Genomic DNA, 19,656 nt, shown 5'->3' with positions numbered 1-19,656 from the left:
ATTGATACGGGTGAGAAAGGGGAGTGAAAGGGAAGTGGAAAGGGGGTGACTTAGATGATCTTCGTAGTTTGTATAAAGATGTGATGTCATGGTGAGCGGAGTCGAACCACGAACGACTGGTACGTCAGTGCAATCAGCATTGCCTAAAACGCTTATTAATAATAGTTTGTGAAAGCATGTCATCATCTTAATGCTTATTGAAGCGTACTACTTATACTGACGTACCAGTTGTTCGTGGTTCGACTCCGCTTACCATGACAAAACGACGACAAAACGACGAAAAAAGGAGGGCAAAACAATAACAAAGCAATAAAAAAAGCCGTAAAAAATTACAGCTTTCCTATATCAATTACCTTTCCTTACACCAGCTTTTCTACAATTTTCTTGGTTGGGCCTGGGTTACTCATCGTATAAAAATGCAATACCGGCGCACCGAAATCGATTAGCTCTTTACATTGCTGCACCAACCACTCCTCGCCTACTTGGCGCACATCGGCATTGGTTTTACACGCTTCAACGGCATCGCTCAGATCTTCTGGAATATCTAAGTGGAAAATACGTGGTAGCGTAATTAATTGGTTTTTGCTGGTTAAGGGTTTTAAGCCCGGGATAATAGGCACATGGATATCATTCTCGCGACATTTATTCACGAACTCCTTGTATTTTTCTACATTGAAAAACATCTGCGTTACGATAAACTCCGCGCCCATTTCTACCTTTTTCTTCAACCATTTGAAATCGGTATTGAAGTTGGGTGCTTCGAAATGCTTCTCCGGATAGCCTGCTACCCCGATACAGAAGTTTGTTTTCTCGGAACTCTCGATGTCCTCGTGTAAGTATCGGCCGTGGTTCATATCCACCACCTGCTCCAGCAGTTCCGTGGCATAGGAATGTCCGCCTACGGTAGGGATAAAATCAGAATCCCCTTTGCGGGCATCCCCACGGAGCACCAATACATTATCAATTCCCAGGAAGTTTAAGTCGATCAGGGCGTTTTCGGTCTCCTCTTTGGTGAAGCCCCCACAAATAAGATGCGGCACCGCATCCACCTTATACTTACTCATAATAGCGGCACAGATGGCTACCGTACCTGGGCGCTTTCTGTAGGATACACGCTCCAGCAAGCCATTGGCATGTTGCTTATATAGATAATCTTCCCGGTGATAGGTAACATCGATAAATGGCGGTTTAAATTCCATTAACTCGTCCATGGTTCGAAAGATACTCTGTATACCTTGTCCTTTATTAGGGGGTAATAGTTCAAAGGAATATAGGGGTTTCCCCTTCGCGTTCTTAATGTGGTCTACGATTTTCATAACATTATTTTAGGCTTAGAGAAAACACAGCGGTACCTGGTTTTAAGCTTATCTTTCCCCAAATGGAGGTAGAATGTAGCACCTTGAACAGCGTCAGGTTGCTAAGGCTTCAGCGGGTCTAGTCCCTCTGCCTTTCTCTATAAGCGAGGGCTAATATCGAAAACAGCGGGTAGATTTCAAAATGAAAAGGATAAAAATGTAGCGAATATGGAATTTGTACGACAAACTATTGCTCGAAGTACATATCAATAAGCCCTTCCGGCAAGTTTAAAACGACCACTTTCTCCTCCGGATCAATGCCTACAATAAAGCTTTCGTTCAACGGAAACATCACTTCGGTCTCTTCCATCAATACCGTGGCAATAAATTGCTGCGGCATTTCCTGCACCTGAGTAATCTTGCCAAGCTCCCCTTCGGTTTCATCGATAGCGATGTAGCCGATTAAATCGCTGTAACGAAAATCATCCGGATCGCGCTCCGGCATGTGATCTAAAGGAAGGTACATCTGCTTGCGCAATAAAGGTTGCGCCTTATCGATATGGTCTATATCTTCAAAAAAAGCATAGGCCGTGCTGTTATTCTGCATCTTGAGCTGATCGACAAAATAAGGCACTAATTTCTTATTGACTTCCAAGAACAACACATCAAAATCAAGCTCCATATAATCTTCAAACTCAAAGAAAAGTTGAACTTCACCTTTTAAGCCTCTGGTTTTACTAATGTAACCGATATAAAAACACTGTTCTTTTGTCATGGGGCAAAAATAGAAAAAAGAAGTGATATGTGGTGGGAGATATGAGATTTGAGATATGAGATGTGAGAGCGTGGATGCGTGCTGCCATCGTTTTGTCATTAATTTGTCATGGTGAGCGGAGTCGAACCACGAACGACTGGTACGTCAGTGCAATCAAAACACACCTAACAGTTTTATTAAAAACCTTTTACATTAATATTTGATTAAGTCATCATTTTAATGCTTATTGAAGTGTATTACCCGTATTGACGTACCAGTCGTTCGACTCCGCTACCAATGACATGTTTCTGCAAAACACTGTAAGTAAAGTGGTTATGCATTGTGGTTTGCATTGACGTACCAATGGTTCGACTCCGCTCACCATGACAACCCTGGCCACAACGATGAACAAAGCGTGCCGCAGTTTACCAGCAAAGCGTGCCGCAGTTTACTAGCAAAGCTTAACAAGCAATGCCACTTCATGTCATCACCTTCCAATAAATTTTGCAAACATTTTACCCCCTCACGATGACAGCACGATGACAATCCCCCCTAATGACAAATATACGCTACCTTCCTTCCCCCCCTATTCCCGCCCAGCTCTCACATCTCACATCTCATATCTAATTACACATAGTTGCTTATGCAAACGTTTGCTTAAAAATGCGCAAACGTTTGAGTGCTAAAACCATTAACTAAAGAGTTTACAAAAACATAATATTGTTGCACATTACTAAATTATGGTAACCAACGTGATACTGTAACTAAATTGATTGATTATGTACAAAAAACGATTTTCAAGAGCGTTTATAGTCAAAACCATGTATCCCCTTACATCGGTCTTGACTCTAGCACTGCTCCAACCTCATGGCTTGCATGCCGCGTCTTCCCCGACGCCAACGATTCATGCTTCCGCATTCCAAGAACAAATTACGGGGACCATCATTGGAGCCAAAGGCCCATTAAGTGGTGTAACCATCAGCATTAAGGAAGATGCCAAACTTGCATCCTCTACCGACGCCGATGGGAAGTTCAGTATCCAGGCGCAAATTGGCCAAACCCTCATTATCTCAGCTGTAGGTTATGAAAAGGTAGAACGTAAAATTGACGCCGCCAGCATGACCATTAACCTAGAAGAATCTGTGAATTCTTTGGATGAAGTGGTGGTGGTTGGTTATGGTATCCAACAGAAAAAAGAAAGCTTAACCGGCGCACTACAGAACGTAAGTGGCCAAAAATTACGCGATGTGACGACCCCATCGGTGGAAAACATGTTGAACGGTAAAGCTGCCGGGGTTTATGTAGCACCAGGAACAGGAAGACCGGGCACACGTGGTGGTGTAGTAATCCGCGGTCAAGCTTCCGTGAACGGAGTAACCAGCCCGCTATGGGTTATCGACGGGGTGATTGTAGGTTATAGTCCTGGCGACCTTAACCCGGATGATATCGCAAACCTAACGGTATTAAAAGATGCGGCATCCACATCTATCTATGGTTCGCAAGGAGCCAATGGTGTAGTGGTGGTGACAACAAAAGCACCGCGTGCACAAAAAATGCAACTCTCCTACTCCGCGAAATTAGGATTTAACGACTTGACCACCGGAAATCTGCAAATGATGAACGGCGCGGAGTTATACGATTACTACTCCTCTTTCTCCAATGCGGCCGATATTAAATTCCCTAGATGGAGTCCGGATTTAAGAAATTCAGACTTCGATTGGTGGAACTTAGCAACGCGCAAAGGCTTCACCCAAAACCATAATATTGCTCTACAAGGTGGTAATGAAACCTTACAATCTTACCTATCCTTAGGCTATTATAATGAATTGGGTGCCGTAAAAGGCTTTGAATACGATCGCTACAACGTGCGTTTGAATACCGTGTATAAACCTTTCGAATGGTTGACTATTAAACCCTCGATAGTAGGTGCGCGCCGTGGTACCGACGACAGTCAATACTCGACGACAGCCATGGTTACTAACTTACCTTGGGACAGCCCTTACGATGCTGATGGCAATTTGGTGCCGCACCGCTACAGCGGCTGGGTGAACAATGCCAGCACGAACTACCTGTATGATTTGCAATGGAACCATACCAACGAAAGCAACTACGAGTTGATGGGTAATTTCGATTTCGATGTACGCCTGACCGATTGGTTGACCTTCTCTTCCATCAATAGCTACCGTACAAACCTGTTCTCCAGATCTGGCTATACCGATCCACGTTCCAACGATGGCCAAAGTGTACTGGGTCGCTTATCTGAATACCGTTTGGAAAATAACCGCAGGTATACCAACCAGATTTTACGCTTCAACAAAACTTGGGATAAACATGCTTTCAATGGTATTGTTGCCTATGAATTCAATGACTTCGGCGAAAAAATAGTCGATGTCTACGGCACAGGATTTATCCCTGGATACGAAGTATTAGATGTGGTATCGAAACCAGAGCGCACTAAAGGCTCGCTTACCGAATGGGCTACCCAATCGTACCTAACCAACATGAACTACGCCTATGACAACCGTTATTTAGCGCAGGTTTCCTTCCGTAGAGACGGTGCTTCGAACTTCGGGGACGACGTAAAATATGGTAACTTCTTCTCGGTGAGTGGAGGCTGGAACATTCATAACGAGGCTTGGTTCGATGTATCTAAAGTGAACAGCTTGAAACTACGTGCAGCCTATGGTTCCGTAGGTAATAAACCAACTTCCCTTTATCCGCAATATGACCTCTATTCCATTAGCAATGCCTCTGGCTATAATGGTGTACCGGGTGCTTTATTAAACCAAATCGGTAACCCAGGTTTGAAATGGGAAAACACCTATACTGCTGGTGTGGGTATTGATGCGGCGTTCTTTAATAATCGTTTACGTGTTAGCGCCGATTACTACGATAAAAATACCGACAATGTATTGTTCCAAGTTCCGGTTACTGGCCTAATCGGGGTAACCTCCATTTGGAGAAACGTTGGTAAAATGAATAACCGCGGCTATGAATTAACCGTAGGTGGCGATATCATTAAAAATGAAGACTTGCTGTGGAGTATGGACCTGAGCTTAGGCCATAACAAAAACAAGTTAACCGATCTTTACAAAACCCTACAGAACGGTGAATTGATTTCAAAACCTATTATTGCGGGCGATAACTCGAATATTGCTGGTTCTGCCCAACGTCTGTTGGAAATTGGCGCACCGGTAGATTCCTATTATTTAATTGAGTGGGCAGGTGTAAACAGCGATACAGGAAAGCCAATGTGGTATAAACTGGATAAAGATGCTGATGGCAATGTTACGGGTAATTCAACGACTGAAAATTACGCTGCCGCAAGTTACCAACGCGTAGGCAAAGCAGCTCCGGATTTATTCGGTGGCTTCGGGACTTCCCTCGCCTATAAAAACTTCGACCTGAATGCCAACTTTGGCTTCTCTATTGGCGGTCAGAAATATAACTATGCACGTCAGGAAATTGATGCCGATGGTACCTATACTGATAGAAACCAAATGAAGTTAATGGATGGTTGGAGCCGTTGGGAAAAACCTGGTGATGTGGCAACACACCCTGTTGCAAGATATGGCAACAAAGACAACGGAAACAAAGCCTCTACCCGTTACCTAGAAAGCAATGACTACTTACGTCTACGCTCTTTAGCCTTAGGTTATAACTTAAAATTGCCACAATACTACTTGAATAACGTACGGTTATTTGTGTCGGCGGAGAACTTGTTTACCATCACGAACTATTCTGGTGTTGATCCGGAAGCAACGATTAACCCGGATAATGGAAGACTGATGGAAACAGCAGTACCATCGGTTTATCCGGCAACAAGGAAGTTCATGTTTGGCTTAAATGTTACATTTTAATTGAGGGGATTTACTGTTATGAAAAAAATATTATTTCTATTATCGGCAACGGCATTGTTTAGTTCTTGTGAACTGGAACGTTTGCCTAAAGGTTCGATGGATACAGATGCCGTGGAGCAAAATCCGCAGGCATTAATTACGGGTGCCTATGCCCAGTTAAAAGCATGGTCGGATCCGATGCACCGTGCTGGTGAATACGCTGGCGACAACATCATGATTCGCGGGGCTTCCACAGACTCGTTCTACGAGTTTATTTCATTCTCTAGAACACCTAATAATGGTCGTTTGGGTACATTCTGGGATGCCAGCTACAAGGCTATCGCGCAATCGTCTAACGCCATGAAATTCTTGAAAGAGGGCGAAAGTGTAGATGTGGACAATCAATTGGGCGAGTGTTATTTCATTCGTGGCATGATGTACTTCTACTTAGTACGTGCCTACGGAAGACCTTATGCACAAAGCCCGGAAACAAACTTAGGAGTGCCTATTGTAAATGGAACGCCAGAGAATCCGCTTGGCGAGTTAAACTTCCCCGATCGTGCAACTGTAAAAGCGACGTATGAGCAAATTGTTGCCGATTTGCAGAAAGCAGAAACTTTATTGACCTTGAAAAAAGGAAATATCTATGCCAGCAAAGAGGCGGCACAAGCCCTCCTTTCCAGAGTTTACTTATACATGAGCGGAACCTACAAAAACCCGAACGCGCAATATGCAAAACTTGCTGCGGACTATGCGGATAAGGTAATTAACTCGGGAAATTATGTGCTATTGGGTCGCGCCGACTTTATGCGCTACAATACCTATACACCAGAGAACAACAAAGAGACCATCTTCGCGGTGAAGCGCTTGGCATCGGAGTTTTCAGGAAGTGATCATTACTACGGTGTAGGTGGTATGTATGCGAACATCGGCGGTCAAGGTTGGGGTGAAATGTATGCCAGCGCCAAGTACATCGACCTGCTGAATGAAACCGGCAGAAACGACTGGCGGCCAGACAGCTACCGCCTGGTGGATGCACGTGCAGCATTTATTGAGCCTACCTACGTGCTAGACGAGAAAACGAAGAAGTATACGGAAGTTTTTCGCTACATTAAACAGGACAGCGAAACCTCGAAAAACTACATGCAAAATACCATTAGCCGCAATGGATCGACGGTAATTGCCAAAGAGGTAACCAAGGTTGGAGATTCGGAAGTGGTAGATAATTATACCCTTACCCCGGTGAATGCTGCCCAAGGCGTATACAGCTTTAAACATAAAGATGGTAGAACCTACATAGGGATGATCGATTACTACATCGCCCTAAACCGTGCCTACCCGCAGTTCTACATTACCAAAGCCTCGAAAGAGGGGGAGAACTCGCATTTACACTCACCGGTTATTTCCCGCCTTGGCGAGATTTACTTGAACCGTGCTGAAGCAAATGCTAAACTCGGTAAATATACAGAAGCCTTAGCCGACTTAAATAAAATCCGCACACGTGCAATCGAGAATGCCGGATACAGCAGCTTAACCGCAGCAAATGCCAGCGTACTTATCGATAAAGAACGTCAGTTGGAATTAGCCTTCCAAGCAGAACGCAGCTACGATGTTTTCCGTAACGGCGAGTCGCTAAGCCGCGATTACCCAGGCCCACAAGACCAAAAGGTCGTGATCCCGGCAACTGATTATCGCGTGGTTTATTACATACCTCAATCTGCTATTAACTCCTATCCTGGAGTGCTTACGCAGAACCCAACGCAATAGATAGATGTGAGATATGAGATATGAGATGTGAGAATTTTGAAGGGTAAAAATTAGTAACTTGTTAGTTTGGAGGTGCAGCGATTGTACCTCCATTCTTTTTTTAGACTGGACGGTTTTGGAGAGTTTGTCCTGCGTTTTTCCCGTACTGTCATCGTGAGCTGTCATCCTGAACTGTCATCCTTCGCTGTAATCATGAACTGTCATCCTGAACTGTCATCCTGAACTGTCATCCTGAGCGGAGTCGAAGGACGAACGATTGGTACACCAATACATTCAATTGCGACTAAAACACTTTCTAACATCGTGTTAATAAGTGTCTCAGGTATTGCTTATGATTGCACTGACGTACCAGTCCTTCGACTCCGCTCAGGATGACAGTTCAGAATGACAGCTCACGATAACAACAGCATGACAGTTCAGGATGACAATACGATACCCGCCCTGCTCTCACATCTCAAATCTCATATCTCACATCTAAAAAAAGGGAGAAACCAAATTGGTTTCTCCCTTTTTCTTAAGAATTGCTGAGGGAAATTATCCTTCAGTTTCTTCTGTGTTTTCTGCAGCTTCTTCAGCAGCTTCTTCCTCTGCAGGAGCTTCTTCTGCTGGCGTGTTTTTCGCAGCGATAGCAGCAGCTTTGTCTTCTTTTTTCTTAGCCTCAGCAGCTAAAGCAGCTTTCTTAACTTCTTCTTTAGATTTTGCTAAGCCTGATTTTTTACCTTCGATTTGCGCATCTTTACCTTCTAACCAGTTAGCGAATAACTCGTCAGCTTTAGCTTCGTCGAAAGCACCTTTTTTCACACCACCTTGTAAGTGTTTTTTGTAAAGAACACCTTTGTAAGAAAGGATAGCGCGAGCGGTGTCAGTAGGTTGTGCACCATTGTTCATCCAGTCTAACGCCTTGTCGAAATCTAAAATGATAGTCGCTGGGTTCGTATTTGGGTTGTAAGAACCGATACGCTCGATGAATTTACCATCACGTGGAGCACGTGCATCTGCTACTACTACATGGTAAAAAGGTTTTCCTTTTTTACCGTGTCTCTGCAATCTGATTTTAGTTGCCATGTTTTAATTTAATTTTATGTATTCAACATATCCCCCGTGCTTCATGCAGGAGGGGACGCAAAGATACAAAGTATTTTTATTAGTAAAAAGCTAAATATCAAAAGTTTGTTGCGTACCGCAAGACAGCAAAAATAGCCTAGCCTTATCCCTGTGCAGCAAGCACTAAGCTTATTTAGGATTTAATTTTAGGATTAAGGCGATATTAGCGATATTCATAGACCATAATCCGCATTGATTGTATGTCCAGAAAAGCTCCTTTAAAAATCGTGAAGGCCTCGGCCGGCTCAGGTAAAACCTTCAGCCTGACCGTACATTACCTGAGTTTACTCCTGGCCAAGGAAAGTAACTACCGGGAAATCCTCGCCGTTACGTTTACCAATAAAGCTACCGCAGAGATGAAAGAACGCATCCTGACGGTGCTGCATGGCTTGGCCATAAATGACCAAAGCAAGGGGATTGACAGCTATCGGCAAATCTTATTGCAGCAGGCCAACCAGGGCGATGCGATACGCCTGCAAGAGAAAGCCCGACAGGTATACCGTCGCATTCTGCACGATTACAGCCACTTCTCAGTGAGCACCATCGACGGCTTCTCGCAAAAGGTGATCCGCAGCTTTACCTATGAGCTGAATCTAGATGCCGCATACGCCATCGAGATGAATACCAATAAGGTGAAGAAAGACCTGACGGTAATGCTGAATCAGCTGCTGGATGAAAAGCCTGAGCTACTGGAATGGATAATCGGCTATGCGGAGCAGAAAATTGCCAATAATGAGAACTGGAATTATCGCCAGCAACTGATGAGCTTGGCGGGCCTGATCTTCTCGGAAAACTTCCAAGAGTTTGATGCCTACCTCCTCAGTGCTGATAGCAACCGCGTATTCAACTTACTTCAACAGGAGATATCAGATAAGTCTAAAGCATTTTTAGAAGCCTTTGGACAAGCGATTACCAACTTTAAAGAAACTTGCCGTAGTTTGGGTCTTGATGAGGCCGATATGAAAGGCAGGTCGCGTAATAAGTTGGTAAGTGCCAGTAAGGTGGATGTGAACTTGGCGAAAGCCTCGGTTACCGATCTGCAAAAGCTGTTTGATCGATTCCTGGTGCTACTCGATAATGATGAAGCCTTTACCGATCAGCAAAAAGAAGTGCGCTATGATTTACAGATTGGGTTAGCCCCTGCCCTGCAAAGCCTCCACGAGCTGTATATCCTCTTCCCTACCTTTATTGCTTATCAGGCTGTGGAAGGGAACTTATACTTCCTGCGCCTCCTCAAAGAAATGAGCGATTTGCTTAGTCTTTGGCGGAAAGAGAATGCCTCCCAATTGATATCCGACGCCCAGATCTTATTAAATAAACTCGGCCTGGATGAAAACAACGACCCTACCTTCATCTGGGAAAAGATCGGCAACCGTTATAATTACTTTTTATTCGATGAGTTTCAGGATACTTCCCGTATCCAATGGAAAAACTATAGCCCTTTACTGCTGAATGCTTTGGCCAATGCCGAAGGAAAGCTGAATGAGCACCTCGTGGTAGGCGATGTTAAGCAGAGTATCTACCGCTGGCGAAATGGCGACTGGCGCATCTTGCTGCAACAGGTAGAGCAGCAAGTTTCCCAATCCTTTCACTTAGCCCCGCAGCAGGTAGAAGAGTTTATTGAACAAGGGAATCTATTGACCAACTATCGTTCCTTACCCAACTTAATTAAACTGAACAATTACCTGTTTGCCAGCATCCCTCCTCTACTGCAAGAGGTGCTGAATGAAAAGGTGCTGGAAAACCTAAATGAGGAAGGAAGAAATTGGTGGAGCAGAACGGGTAATGATCAAATGCTGATTAAAGCTTATGCCGATAGCCAACAGGAATTACCAGCTCACCTGCAGCGTGCTGATGCCCCGCAGGGCTCTATTGAGATCAACTTCCTCCCGGTAGAGAACGGCAGCTGGCGTAGCAAGAAGGTGGAAGATGCTTCCATTGAAGCGTTATGCCATAAAATTGGGGACTGGATAGCCTCCGGGCGCTATAAACCGGCGCAGATTGGTATTCTGGTGCGCAGTAATGCGCAAGCCCGCTTAATCATCCAGGAACTGATGGACTACAAAAATAAGCAGCATATAAACTTCGAAGTAATATCCGGAGATGCGCTGACCTTGATCTCCAATCACGCGATTCTATTAATGATTGAAACCATGAAAGCATTGGTGTATCAATCGGATAAACATGTCATCCAATTGGCGAATATGGCCTACCTATACCAATTGGTACAAGGGAAATCCTCCTTTCCGCAAGAATATTGGTTAAAGTTTAAGAACAACAACTTAGAGGAGTTAGCTGGACTCTTGCCAAACGCTCTTGTGGAAACCTGGGAGTCTTTGCAAAAGATGCCTCTCCTTCAGCTTAGCGAAAAGCTGATTGAAATATATGGCCTGCAAGCGGCACATGCACAGCATCTGCCCTATCTGCTCGCTTTTAAAGATTTAATAACGCAGTTTTCGGCTTCCGGCGAACGGGGGCTAATTCAGTTCCTTGACTATTGGCAGGAAGATGGCGAAAAGGCCGTCCTTCCGAGCAATGGTAAGATAGACGCTATTGAAGTGACAACCATCCATAAGTCCAAAGGATTAGCCTACGATGTGGTGATGCTGCCGTTTTGCTCCTGGAATTTGGATGGGCAAGCTAGATCCGACTTCTGGATCGATGTAGTGGATAGTCCGTTTAGTGAGCTAGGTAAAATACCGGTAAAGTATAATAAGAACCTTGGGAATTCCATTTTCTACCAGCAGTATTTTGAGGAAATGCTATTTAATTACATGGATGCTTTAAACACCTTTTATGTGGCCAACACGCGTGCAAAGCAACACTTGTATATCACTGCTCCGCAGTTTAAGGAAGCTGTAGATAAGAAAACCGGGGAAATACTAGGCTATGAAATCAAGAATGAATACATTTCTGATATCCTATGGCAAGTGTTAGACCAGGCGACATCGCAATTTAAGATGGAGAACAATCAGGTTGTTATCCAGGAGATAATCGATATGTCAGCAGATACAGGGCTTCCTAGCCAAGAGGCTGCTATTGCCTTGCAGCATTATCCGATATCAAATGTATTGGAGAAGGAGCTGGATCAGACGAGTTCTAGAAGCATCAACAACATCCTGTTGCTGGAGAAAGCCGCGCAGTATGGTGTACTTGCGCATGAAATCGTATCGGAAGCCAGCAAGGAAGAAGACATCGACCATCAGGTGGAAAGCTATATTCAGCTAGGTATTCTTCCGGTAGAAGATAGGGATAGTTTGCTGCAGGAAATCCATGAGATTTGGCATCATCCGCAGATCAACCAATGGCTAAACGGCGACTTTAAGATCTGGAACGAGGCTAGCATCATCACTGCGGAAGGGGAAACCATCCGACCGGATAAGGTTTTCACCAGTGCTGCCGAAACTATCGTATTGGATTTTAAGTTTACCCAAGGCGATTATATCGGGCATAAGGCGCAGGTGGATAAGTACATGAAGGCCATTCAAAACGTAGGCTATCAGCAAGTACGGGGCTACCTGTATTACGCCAAATCAAAAGAATTAGTGGAAGTTATTTAAGGATAATCAATGAATAAACCATTCCTACGCTTCGTAGCAGAAGATATACAACAACGTTTCGGCAAAAACCTCAGTGACATCGCCATCGTTTTCAACAATAAAAGACCCATCACCTATTTGAAGAAGCATCTTGTCGATGTGTATCAGCAGGCCATTTGGTCGCCGCAGTTTTATACCATACAAGACTTTCTGGGGCAATCGAGCTCGCAGGTGCAGGCCTCGGCTATCAGTCAGTTCTTCTACCTGTTCCAGCTTCACAATGAGATGCTGCAGCAGGAAGGTCTAGATCCGGAAAGCTTAGAGGAGTTTTACCCGATTGCCGAGATTATCCTTAGCGACTTCAGCCAGTTGGATTATGAGCTTGTCCCGATAGATCAAGTCTTTATGGAACTGTCGGATAGCACAGAAATCGACCTAGCATTTCAGCATTTTACGCCGGAGCAGCAAAGCTTTATCCGACAATTCTGGGAGTCCTTCAGCATGCAGGGTCACACTGCCGTGCAGAAAAGATTCTTACGCCTTTGGCGGCGTCTGTCCAACTTATACCGGGCTTTCAAGGCCAAGATGAAGGCCGAAGGACAAACCAATTACCCTACAATCTATCGAGAACTTGCGGAAGGCAGTGCCGAGCAGCCCGACTTCCTGCAACCTTATAAACAAATACTCTTCGTTGGGTTCAATGCATTAAACCGTGCGGAAGCCCAGCTGTTCAGGCAATGGCAAGAGGAAGGCAAGGCCCTCTTCTACTTCGATGCAGATGCCCATTACCTCGATGATAAGATGCAAGAGGCCGGACTATTTATCCGTCGCAACTTGTTCCAAACCGGACTTATCAACGCCCTGGGTGAGGCTCCTGCTATCCTTGCCAACCGCGACACGGAAGTACATTGCTACCAAAGCTTAGGGAAGATTAGCGAAACCAAGCTCTTGTACGATCTTTTGCAGCAGCAACAAGATCCAGCTAAGTCTGCAGCTATCCTCTTAGCCGATGAGAGTCTGCTGGTGTCCTTGCTTCAAAGCTTACCAAGCCATGAGGTCAACATCACCACGGGCTATCCCCTGATGCAATCGCCTATCTTCGGGCTCCTGGATCTGTGGATGAATATCCAAATCCTGATTGCCCAGCAGAAGAAGGAAAAGATCCCTTACCAGCTGCTGGAAAGCTATCTTACCCATCCGATGAGTAAGATCAAGAAGGAGCAGAAGCAGCAAATCCAGAAGGAATCGGCGGAAAAGCAGCTGTTCGAGATTGTCCTAAGCGATATCGATGTCAGCACGTCGGTATTACCGCATTTCTTCCGGCCTTTGTCGGCTTCGAATCAAGTATTGCCCACACTGATTGCCATGATCGATACCTTATTGCTATCTATGGCCGATCAGGAACGCATTAAACAGATCGAATCAAACTTATTAATCGAGACCAAAAAAGTATTGCATCAATTGCAGCTGGGATTTAACAACCTTGGCGACCTAAGCATAGGTTTTCAGATCGGGTTAATCCGGAAAACCATCTCCCCCATCAATGCGGCCATTGAGGGAGATCCCTTGAAAGGATTACAGATTATGGGGCTATTAGAAAGCCGTTGTTTAAATTTTGACCAAGTTTATATTTTAGGTGCGAATGAGGGTATTTTACCGAAAACCTCCAACTCCCCTACCTTCTTACCCAACAACCTGCGCAAGGCCTACGGATTGCCGGTCTTGGAAAATCAAGATGCCCTATCGGCCTACCTATTCTATCGGCATTTTCAATACAGCAGCGATATCCAGCTATTCTATAATGGGGTAGTCACCGAAAGCAGCACAGGGGAAGAAAGTCGCTTTATCAAGCAGCTGGCTTTCGAAACACAGTTCAAGTTTATTCATCATGTGCAGCAGCAACCCTTGGAGTTTCCTGCCCAAGCCGAAGAACTGATCATCGAAAAAACAGATGCCGTTTGGCATAAACTCTACAGCAGTTATATTCAATATGGCAAGCGTATTTCCGCTTCCGCCTTCACCAGTTACCTGCAATCGCCGTTGCAGTTCTTCCTGAAATACGTTGCTGACATCAAGGAACCGCCTTCCATCAGTCAAGAATTCGAGATGAACAAATTAGGGACAGTGATTCACGAAAGCATGGAAGAACTACTGAGCCCCTTGAAAGACATCAAAGATTTCGTACCGACGGAGCAATTGAAAGATAAGCTGCAATGGGTAGATCAGGTTGTGATCAAACAGATCGGTCGGGAATACCAAACCGAGCTATCCCGATTGGAAGACCTCAACAGCTTGCAGCGCATTATGCACAAGATTGCCAGCGAATACGTCAAGATGTACCTGCAATATGACATCGACCAGTATCAGGCTATCCGCATTGTCGAGTTGGAGAACGATGAAGATTACACCTTAGACTTCCCCATCAGCATCGATGGCAAGATTGAAACTGTAACACTTTACGGAATTATCGACCGTGTAGATGAGGTATTGACCAAGGATGGCCAAACCAAGGTCCGGATTGTCGATTACAAAACCGGAAGTGATGCCGTAACTTTCCGTGGTATGGAGCATGTCTTTGCCCCCAATACGGAAAATAAAGCCCTCGTTCAAACCCTATTCTATGCCTATGTCTATGAGCAGGTAAGCGGATTAACCCAGCTTGAGCCCCATCTATATGTGGCCCGTCGGATGCGCGAAGACGGCACCTTATTCCGAAGCAACAATGGAGCTATCGTACTGAGCGATCAGACTTTACAAGAACAGAAGGAAGCTTTTGTGGCCTTCTTGCGCCAAACTTTAGAGGAATTATTCAATCGTGCGGTGCCATTCAAGCATAATCCGGAAGCGGAGGTCTATCCCTCCGATCCATACACCTTATTTTATAAATACAGCCTGAAAGAGTCTGCCGCAGAGGAAGAGTAAGGGCAGGAATGTTTATATTTACCGGAAATAGCAAGCCGCCAGTACCGGCGGCCTATTGCTTTATCAAGCTACCCCATTACCATGCTGGAAGTAAACTTTAGAATCAAGGTCTTTTTTCATGCCGCGCAAAGCTTAAGCTTTACCAAAACCTCTCGCGAGCTTTTCATCAGCCAGCCGGCTGTGTCCAAGCATATTCAGGAGTTGGAGAGCATTATCGGCCATGCGCTGTTCTTACGCAACGGCAATCGCTTGCAGCTTACCGAAGCTGGCCGAACCCTGATGGATGCCGCCGCTATTATCAGTAAGGAATACGAGAAACTCGATTATAAGCTTGGCTTGCTGAACAACCAGCTTCGGGGCAACCTGGTCATTGGTGCCAGCACCACCATTGCCCAATACCTCTTACCCAAAATTATTGCAAAGTTCACCGAGCAGAACCCTTTGGTGAACATAAAGCTGTTCAACGGCAATACTGCCCATGTAACAAAATGGTTATTTGAGCAGAAGATTGCCTTAGGATTTGTGGAAGGTCTCGCCGAAGATCAGTCCTTAAAATACAGCAAAATCCTGGACGATCAATTGATCTTTATTGCCCGCTCCAGCCATCCGATATTCAAAAAGGCGGAGATCTGTTTAGATGATTTACGTCATCAGGAGTTTATCTTTCGGGAGCATGGCTCGGGCACCAACGATATTGTATTTCAACATTTCAAGGCCATCGGCATTGAGGCGAAATCCCTCAACAACAACGTCGAAATGTCTAGCTCAGAGTCTATTAAGCAATACATACAATATAAAGACAGCATAGGCATCCTTTCCAAACATGCCGTCATCAAAGAACTGGAGAACAAGAGCATCCGGGAGGTCGAGATTCCCGACATCCATATGGAACGGCACCTCTACCTGGTGCATCTGCATGGCGAAATATCGGGGCTTCCTAAGCAGTTCCTTCGCTTTTTACAGGGGGAGCTCGGCGCTTTCGATAACTAAAAGTTATAGCCTATAACCTAATATCGTTTTAGCAACTCTTCCGGGAGCCTTAAGTTTGCCTCCATGGAAAATCACACAAATTCAACCCATAAATTGCTAGCGGAGGTGAAGAGGCTTAGCGCTATGGCGAAAGTCATGGGGCTACTTTTCGTCCTGTTGATTCTATTTACCTTTTTATTTCCATTTATCAATTCCGGGTTCAGTCATGCCAAATCTGCAAATGACCCTACAAAAGCTGCAGACAGCAGCGCTGCCTCCTTTTTACAGCATGTAGACGATTTTACACTCGCTCCCTATCCGGATACCGAAGAGGGTAAGATGGCCGCCTACGGCGAACAATTGATTAAAGAAACCTATAAATACCTCGGCCCCGACAATAAAGCCAATGCCGTTTATACCGGCAATCGCTTGGCCTGTGGCAGTTGCCATTTAAATGCCGGCACCAAAGCCTATGCCGCACCTTATGTAGGCTTAAGTGCTGTATTCCCGATATTCAGTGGCCGCGAAGGCAAGGTGGCCACCCTAGAAGAACGCATTAACGGCTGCTTTGAACGTAGCATGAACGGCAAGAAGCTACCGGTAGACAGCAAGGAGATGTTGGCGATGATAAGCTATATCAAGCACATCAGTAAAGACGTAAAAATCGGAAGCCGCATTGAGGGGCAAGGTTTTGTGAAGTTTAAGGCGCCCGATCGGAAAGCCGACCTGAACCAAGGTGCTATTGTTTTTCGGAAGCAATGTGTCAGCTGCCATCAGGAAAACGGCCTAGGATTAGCGAAAGTCGCAAACAATCCGGCGGAAGGATATGTTTATCCACCATTATGGGGTGCCGACTCCTTCAACGATGGGGCCGGAATGGCTCGGGTGCTTACGGCCGCCAAATTTATCAAGGGCAACATGCCCTTAGGCATATCGCCGCAGGAGCCGGTGCTCAGTGATGAAGAAGCCTTTGATGTGGCTGCTTACATTAATTCCTTTGAAAGACCCGAAAAACCACATAAGGATAAGGATTACCCCGACTTGGCCTTAAAGCCAAAGGATGCCGCTTATCCACCCTTTGCAGACAATTTATCATTAACACAACATAAATACGGACCATTTAATTTTTAAGTACATGAGAAAATTCATATTGTTGGGATGCTCTTTATTACTCGGCATCTCCCTACATGCTCAAAGTAAATCAAATCAAGACGCTATGCTCAAAAAAAACGCAGAATATGCCGGCGCCCAGGCGCACAAAGAACTTTACAAAGTCATCTATCAGTTAGACAGCAATAACCCGGATATCATTAAGAAGGCCATCCGAAACATCAATAATGTACTGAACGACCCCCGTTTAAAGGGTAAGCTGGAAGTAGAACTTATCACTTTTTCAGGCGGTACCGAGGCTCTGCTAAAAACCTCGCCTTTCGAAGAGGCCATTAAAGACTTAATTTTTAAGGGTGTACGGGTTGCCCAATGCAACAACTCCTTACAAGAGCGAAACCTTACTAAAGATCAGTTGTTTCCTTTTATAGGATATGTACCGAGTGGCAATGGAGAGTTGGTGATTCGATCAGCTGAAGGTTGGACTATAGTAAAACCTTAAGATGATACAAAACAGCATATTAGGGCTCGCCAGCCTCACGGTATTAGGTTTTTTAAGTATGAGTAATCCCGTTAATGCCCAAGAGCATCGTTATGATCCGCCTTGGAACAAATCGCCCGAGTCGGCCGTCAACTTTACCATTCCGGGGATCGACAACATCCCCGACCTGTATGGCGATATCGTAGACCCGCAGTTGGTGATCTTCTTTGCCGGCAATCAGTTTATGTGTATTCCAGAATTGCTGGATGCCTTTAAAGTGCAGCACCCCGAATACGAGCGTATTTTCGTGGAAACCCTGCCGCCGGGTATCCTGGCCAAGCAGATTGAAGGTGGATCCATCACCATTGGCAACATGCGTATTACGCATAAACCCGATGTGTATGCCGCTGGAAAAAACCGTATCAACAGCATGCAACAGCATTTCAGCAAGATCGACACCTATGCCTATAACAAACTGACCATTATGGTGCCCAAGGGCAACCCCAAACAGGTAAAAAGCATCAAGGACCTGGGTAAGAAAGATCTGCGTGTTGCAATGCCGAACCCTGCCTGGGAAGGCGTAGGCAATCAGATTGTATCGGTATACAATAAGCTTGGGGGAAAAGCCCTGGAAAAACAGATTATGGAAACCAAGGTAAAAGAAGGTAGCACCTACCTCACCAAGATCCACCACCGCGAAAGCCCGATGCGCATTCTTTACGAACAGGCCGATGCGGCACCGGTATGGGCATCGGAGGTTGTCTTTCAAAAGATGTTAAAACATCCGGTAGATGAGGTTCCCATTCCCGATCAGGATAATGTGAAAGCACATTACCAGATTGCCAGCCTTAAAAATGCACCAAGGCCACAAGCTGCGGCCGATTTCCTGGCCTTTATGCAGTCCAAAGAAGCTAAGGCCATCTATAAAAAATACGGATTTGATACGCCTTAAACCGGCGGTATAAACAAAAGAAAAAGGAGCGATAAACGCTCCTTTTATTTTTTATACTTTTTCATGGCTTTGTTCGCCCTGGTCTTTGCTGTCTTAATTTTATAATCGAACCATTTGTCCTTAAAAATCTTCCGCATGGTATCATCAAAATGGCGGGTCACAAATAAGTTTCTCGCCCCTTTCAACTTCTCCGAGAAGGAATTGGCCAAAGCCCGAACCGAAATGGAATAACCTTCCGTTTCGTATTGAATATAATGCCACCAGCCTGCCGGCATATACAAGGTTTCACCCGGCCCGATCAAGGCTTCATAACCATCCAGAAATTCCAATCCCGGATATTCCTGCACGCTGCTTTTCTTCAAGTTGGCAATGCTATGGAAGTTATAAGGCAATTTATACATCAAGTCCGACTGATCGTTTGGAAACAACCAGATCCTTTTCTTTCCTTGAAACTGCGTGATAAACACATGCGACATATCGATATCGAAGTGGTTTCTTGTAGCCGAACCTTCACCTCCGAAGAACATGTAGGGCAGCCATTGCAACACCTTACCTCCTGTCACATCGTTAAAGATGACATCCTTCTTTAACTCCGGTCTCAATTTCATCAAATTGAATAAAAACAGGCGCAATTCCGTCGGTTCCTTGCTAATGGTATCCAAGTACTCCCCAAAGCTCATACGGCCAACAGGAGGGCTCGCAGCATGGTTCTGCGACTCTTCCTCACGTCCGTAAATATCGATTTGCTCATTACCCGCTATTTCCTTGAAATAGTCGTAGCTCCATTTGGTCCAACAAGGGCTGTCTTTGCTGACAAAGTCCTTGATGATGACCGGTTGACCTTTATTCAAATAATCTTTGATAAAGTCGTTCGGAGCAATCCCAGAGATACTATTAACAGGTTTTAATTTCACAAGATTACCGTTT

At 45.0% G+C, this 19,656-nt stretch carries 12 protein-coding genes and 1 riboswitch; of the genes, 8 read left to right on the top strand and 4 right to left on the bottom strand.

The window, feature by feature from the left end; genetic code table 11:
• Positions 1–359: 359 nt before the first annotated feature.
• Both metF and rimM read right to left on the bottom strand, forming a co-directional pair.
• Positions 360–1,316 (bottom strand): methylenetetrahydrofolate reductase [NAD(P)H], encoded by a 957-nt coding sequence (gene metF / locus GQF63_RS13550; protein ID WP_160369777.1) that lies wholly within the window; start codon positions 1,314–1,316, stop codon positions 360–362.
• 45 nt (positions 1,317–1,361) lie between these two features.
• Positions 1,362–1,462, bottom strand: a riboswitch (SAM riboswitch).
• A gap of 80 nt (positions 1,463–1,542) precedes the next feature.
• The gene (gene rimM / locus GQF63_RS13545; protein ID WP_160369776.1) at positions 1,543–2,070 is read right to left on the bottom strand and encodes a ribosome maturation factor RimM; all 528 of its coding nucleotides are present in this window, start codon (positions 2,068–2,070) and stop codon (positions 1,543–1,545) included.
• 800 nt (positions 2,071–2,870) lie between these two features.
• Here rimM and GQF63_RS13540 point away from each other — a divergent pair.
• Positions 2,871–5,909: a SusC/RagA family TonB-linked outer membrane protein gene (locus GQF63_RS13540; RefSeq protein ID WP_160369775.1), complete on the top strand. Its 3,039-nt coding sequence runs from the start codon at positions 2,871–2,873 to the stop codon at positions 5,907–5,909.
• Between the two features lie 18 nt (positions 5,910–5,927).
• Positions 5,928–7,655: a RagB/SusD family nutrient uptake outer membrane protein gene (locus GQF63_RS13535; protein WP_160369774.1), complete on the top strand. Its 1,728-nt coding sequence runs from the start codon at positions 5,928–5,930 to the stop codon at positions 7,653–7,655.
• A 534-nt stretch (positions 7,656–8,189) separates the two neighbouring features.
• Here GQF63_RS13535 and GQF63_RS13530 read toward each other — a convergent pair.
• Entirely contained in the window at positions 8,190–8,720 is a 531-nt protein-coding gene (locus tag GQF63_RS13530) for a 30S ribosomal protein S16 (RefSeq protein WP_160369773.1), read from the bottom strand.
• A gap of 239 nt (positions 8,721–8,959) precedes the next feature.
• Between GQF63_RS13530 and GQF63_RS13525 the strand changes: the two genes are divergently transcribed.
• From GQF63_RS13525 to GQF63_RS13500, 6 genes are all read left to right on the top strand, one after another.
• Complete coding sequence (locus GQF63_RS13525) at positions 8,960–12,319, top strand: UvrD-helicase domain-containing protein (protein WP_160369772.1); 3,360 nt, start codon at positions 8,960–8,962, stop codon at positions 12,317–12,319.
• Between the two features lie 9 nt (positions 12,320–12,328).
• Positions 12,329–15,220, top strand: coding sequence for a PD-(D/E)XK nuclease family protein (locus tag GQF63_RS13520; RefSeq protein WP_160369771.1), 2,892 nt, complete (start codon positions 12,329–12,331; stop codon positions 15,218–15,220).
• Between the two features lie 81 nt (positions 15,221–15,301).
• The gene (locus tag GQF63_RS13515) at positions 15,302–16,210 is read left to right on the top strand and encodes a LysR family transcriptional regulator (protein ID WP_160369770.1); all 909 of its coding nucleotides are present in this window, start codon (positions 15,302–15,304) and stop codon (positions 16,208–16,210) included.
• Between the two features lie 63 nt (positions 16,211–16,273).
• Positions 16,274–17,320, top strand: coding sequence for a c-type cytochrome (locus GQF63_RS13510; RefSeq protein WP_246163534.1), 1,047 nt, complete (start codon positions 16,274–16,276; stop codon positions 17,318–17,320).
• Positions 17,321–17,324: 4 nt separating this feature from the next.
• Complete coding sequence (locus GQF63_RS13505; RefSeq protein WP_160369769.1) at positions 17,325–17,798, top strand: DsrE family protein; 474 nt, start codon at positions 17,325–17,327, stop codon at positions 17,796–17,798.
• 1 nt (position 17,799) lies between these two features.
• Positions 17,800–18,729: a substrate-binding domain-containing protein gene (locus GQF63_RS13500; protein ID WP_160369768.1), complete on the top strand. Its 930-nt coding sequence runs from the start codon at positions 17,800–17,802 to the stop codon at positions 18,727–18,729.
• A 44-nt stretch (positions 18,730–18,773) separates the two neighbouring features.
• Here GQF63_RS13500 and GQF63_RS13495 read toward each other — a convergent pair whose 3' ends face one another.
• A complete protein-coding gene (locus tag GQF63_RS13495; protein WP_160369767.1) occupies positions 18,774–19,643 on the bottom strand; it encodes a cupin-like domain-containing protein in 870 nt (289 codons plus the stop codon).
• Positions 19,644–19,656 lie beyond the last annotated feature (13 nt).

It is taken from the genome of Sphingobacterium humi, from assembly GCF_009768885.1.
In the GTDB taxonomy this organism is placed as follows: Bacteria; Bacteroidota; Bacteroidia; order Sphingobacteriales; family Sphingobacteriaceae; genus Sphingobacterium; species Sphingobacterium humi.
Note: the sequence above shows the minus strand (reverse complement) of the source record. Positions and strands in the feature narration are given on the sequence as shown.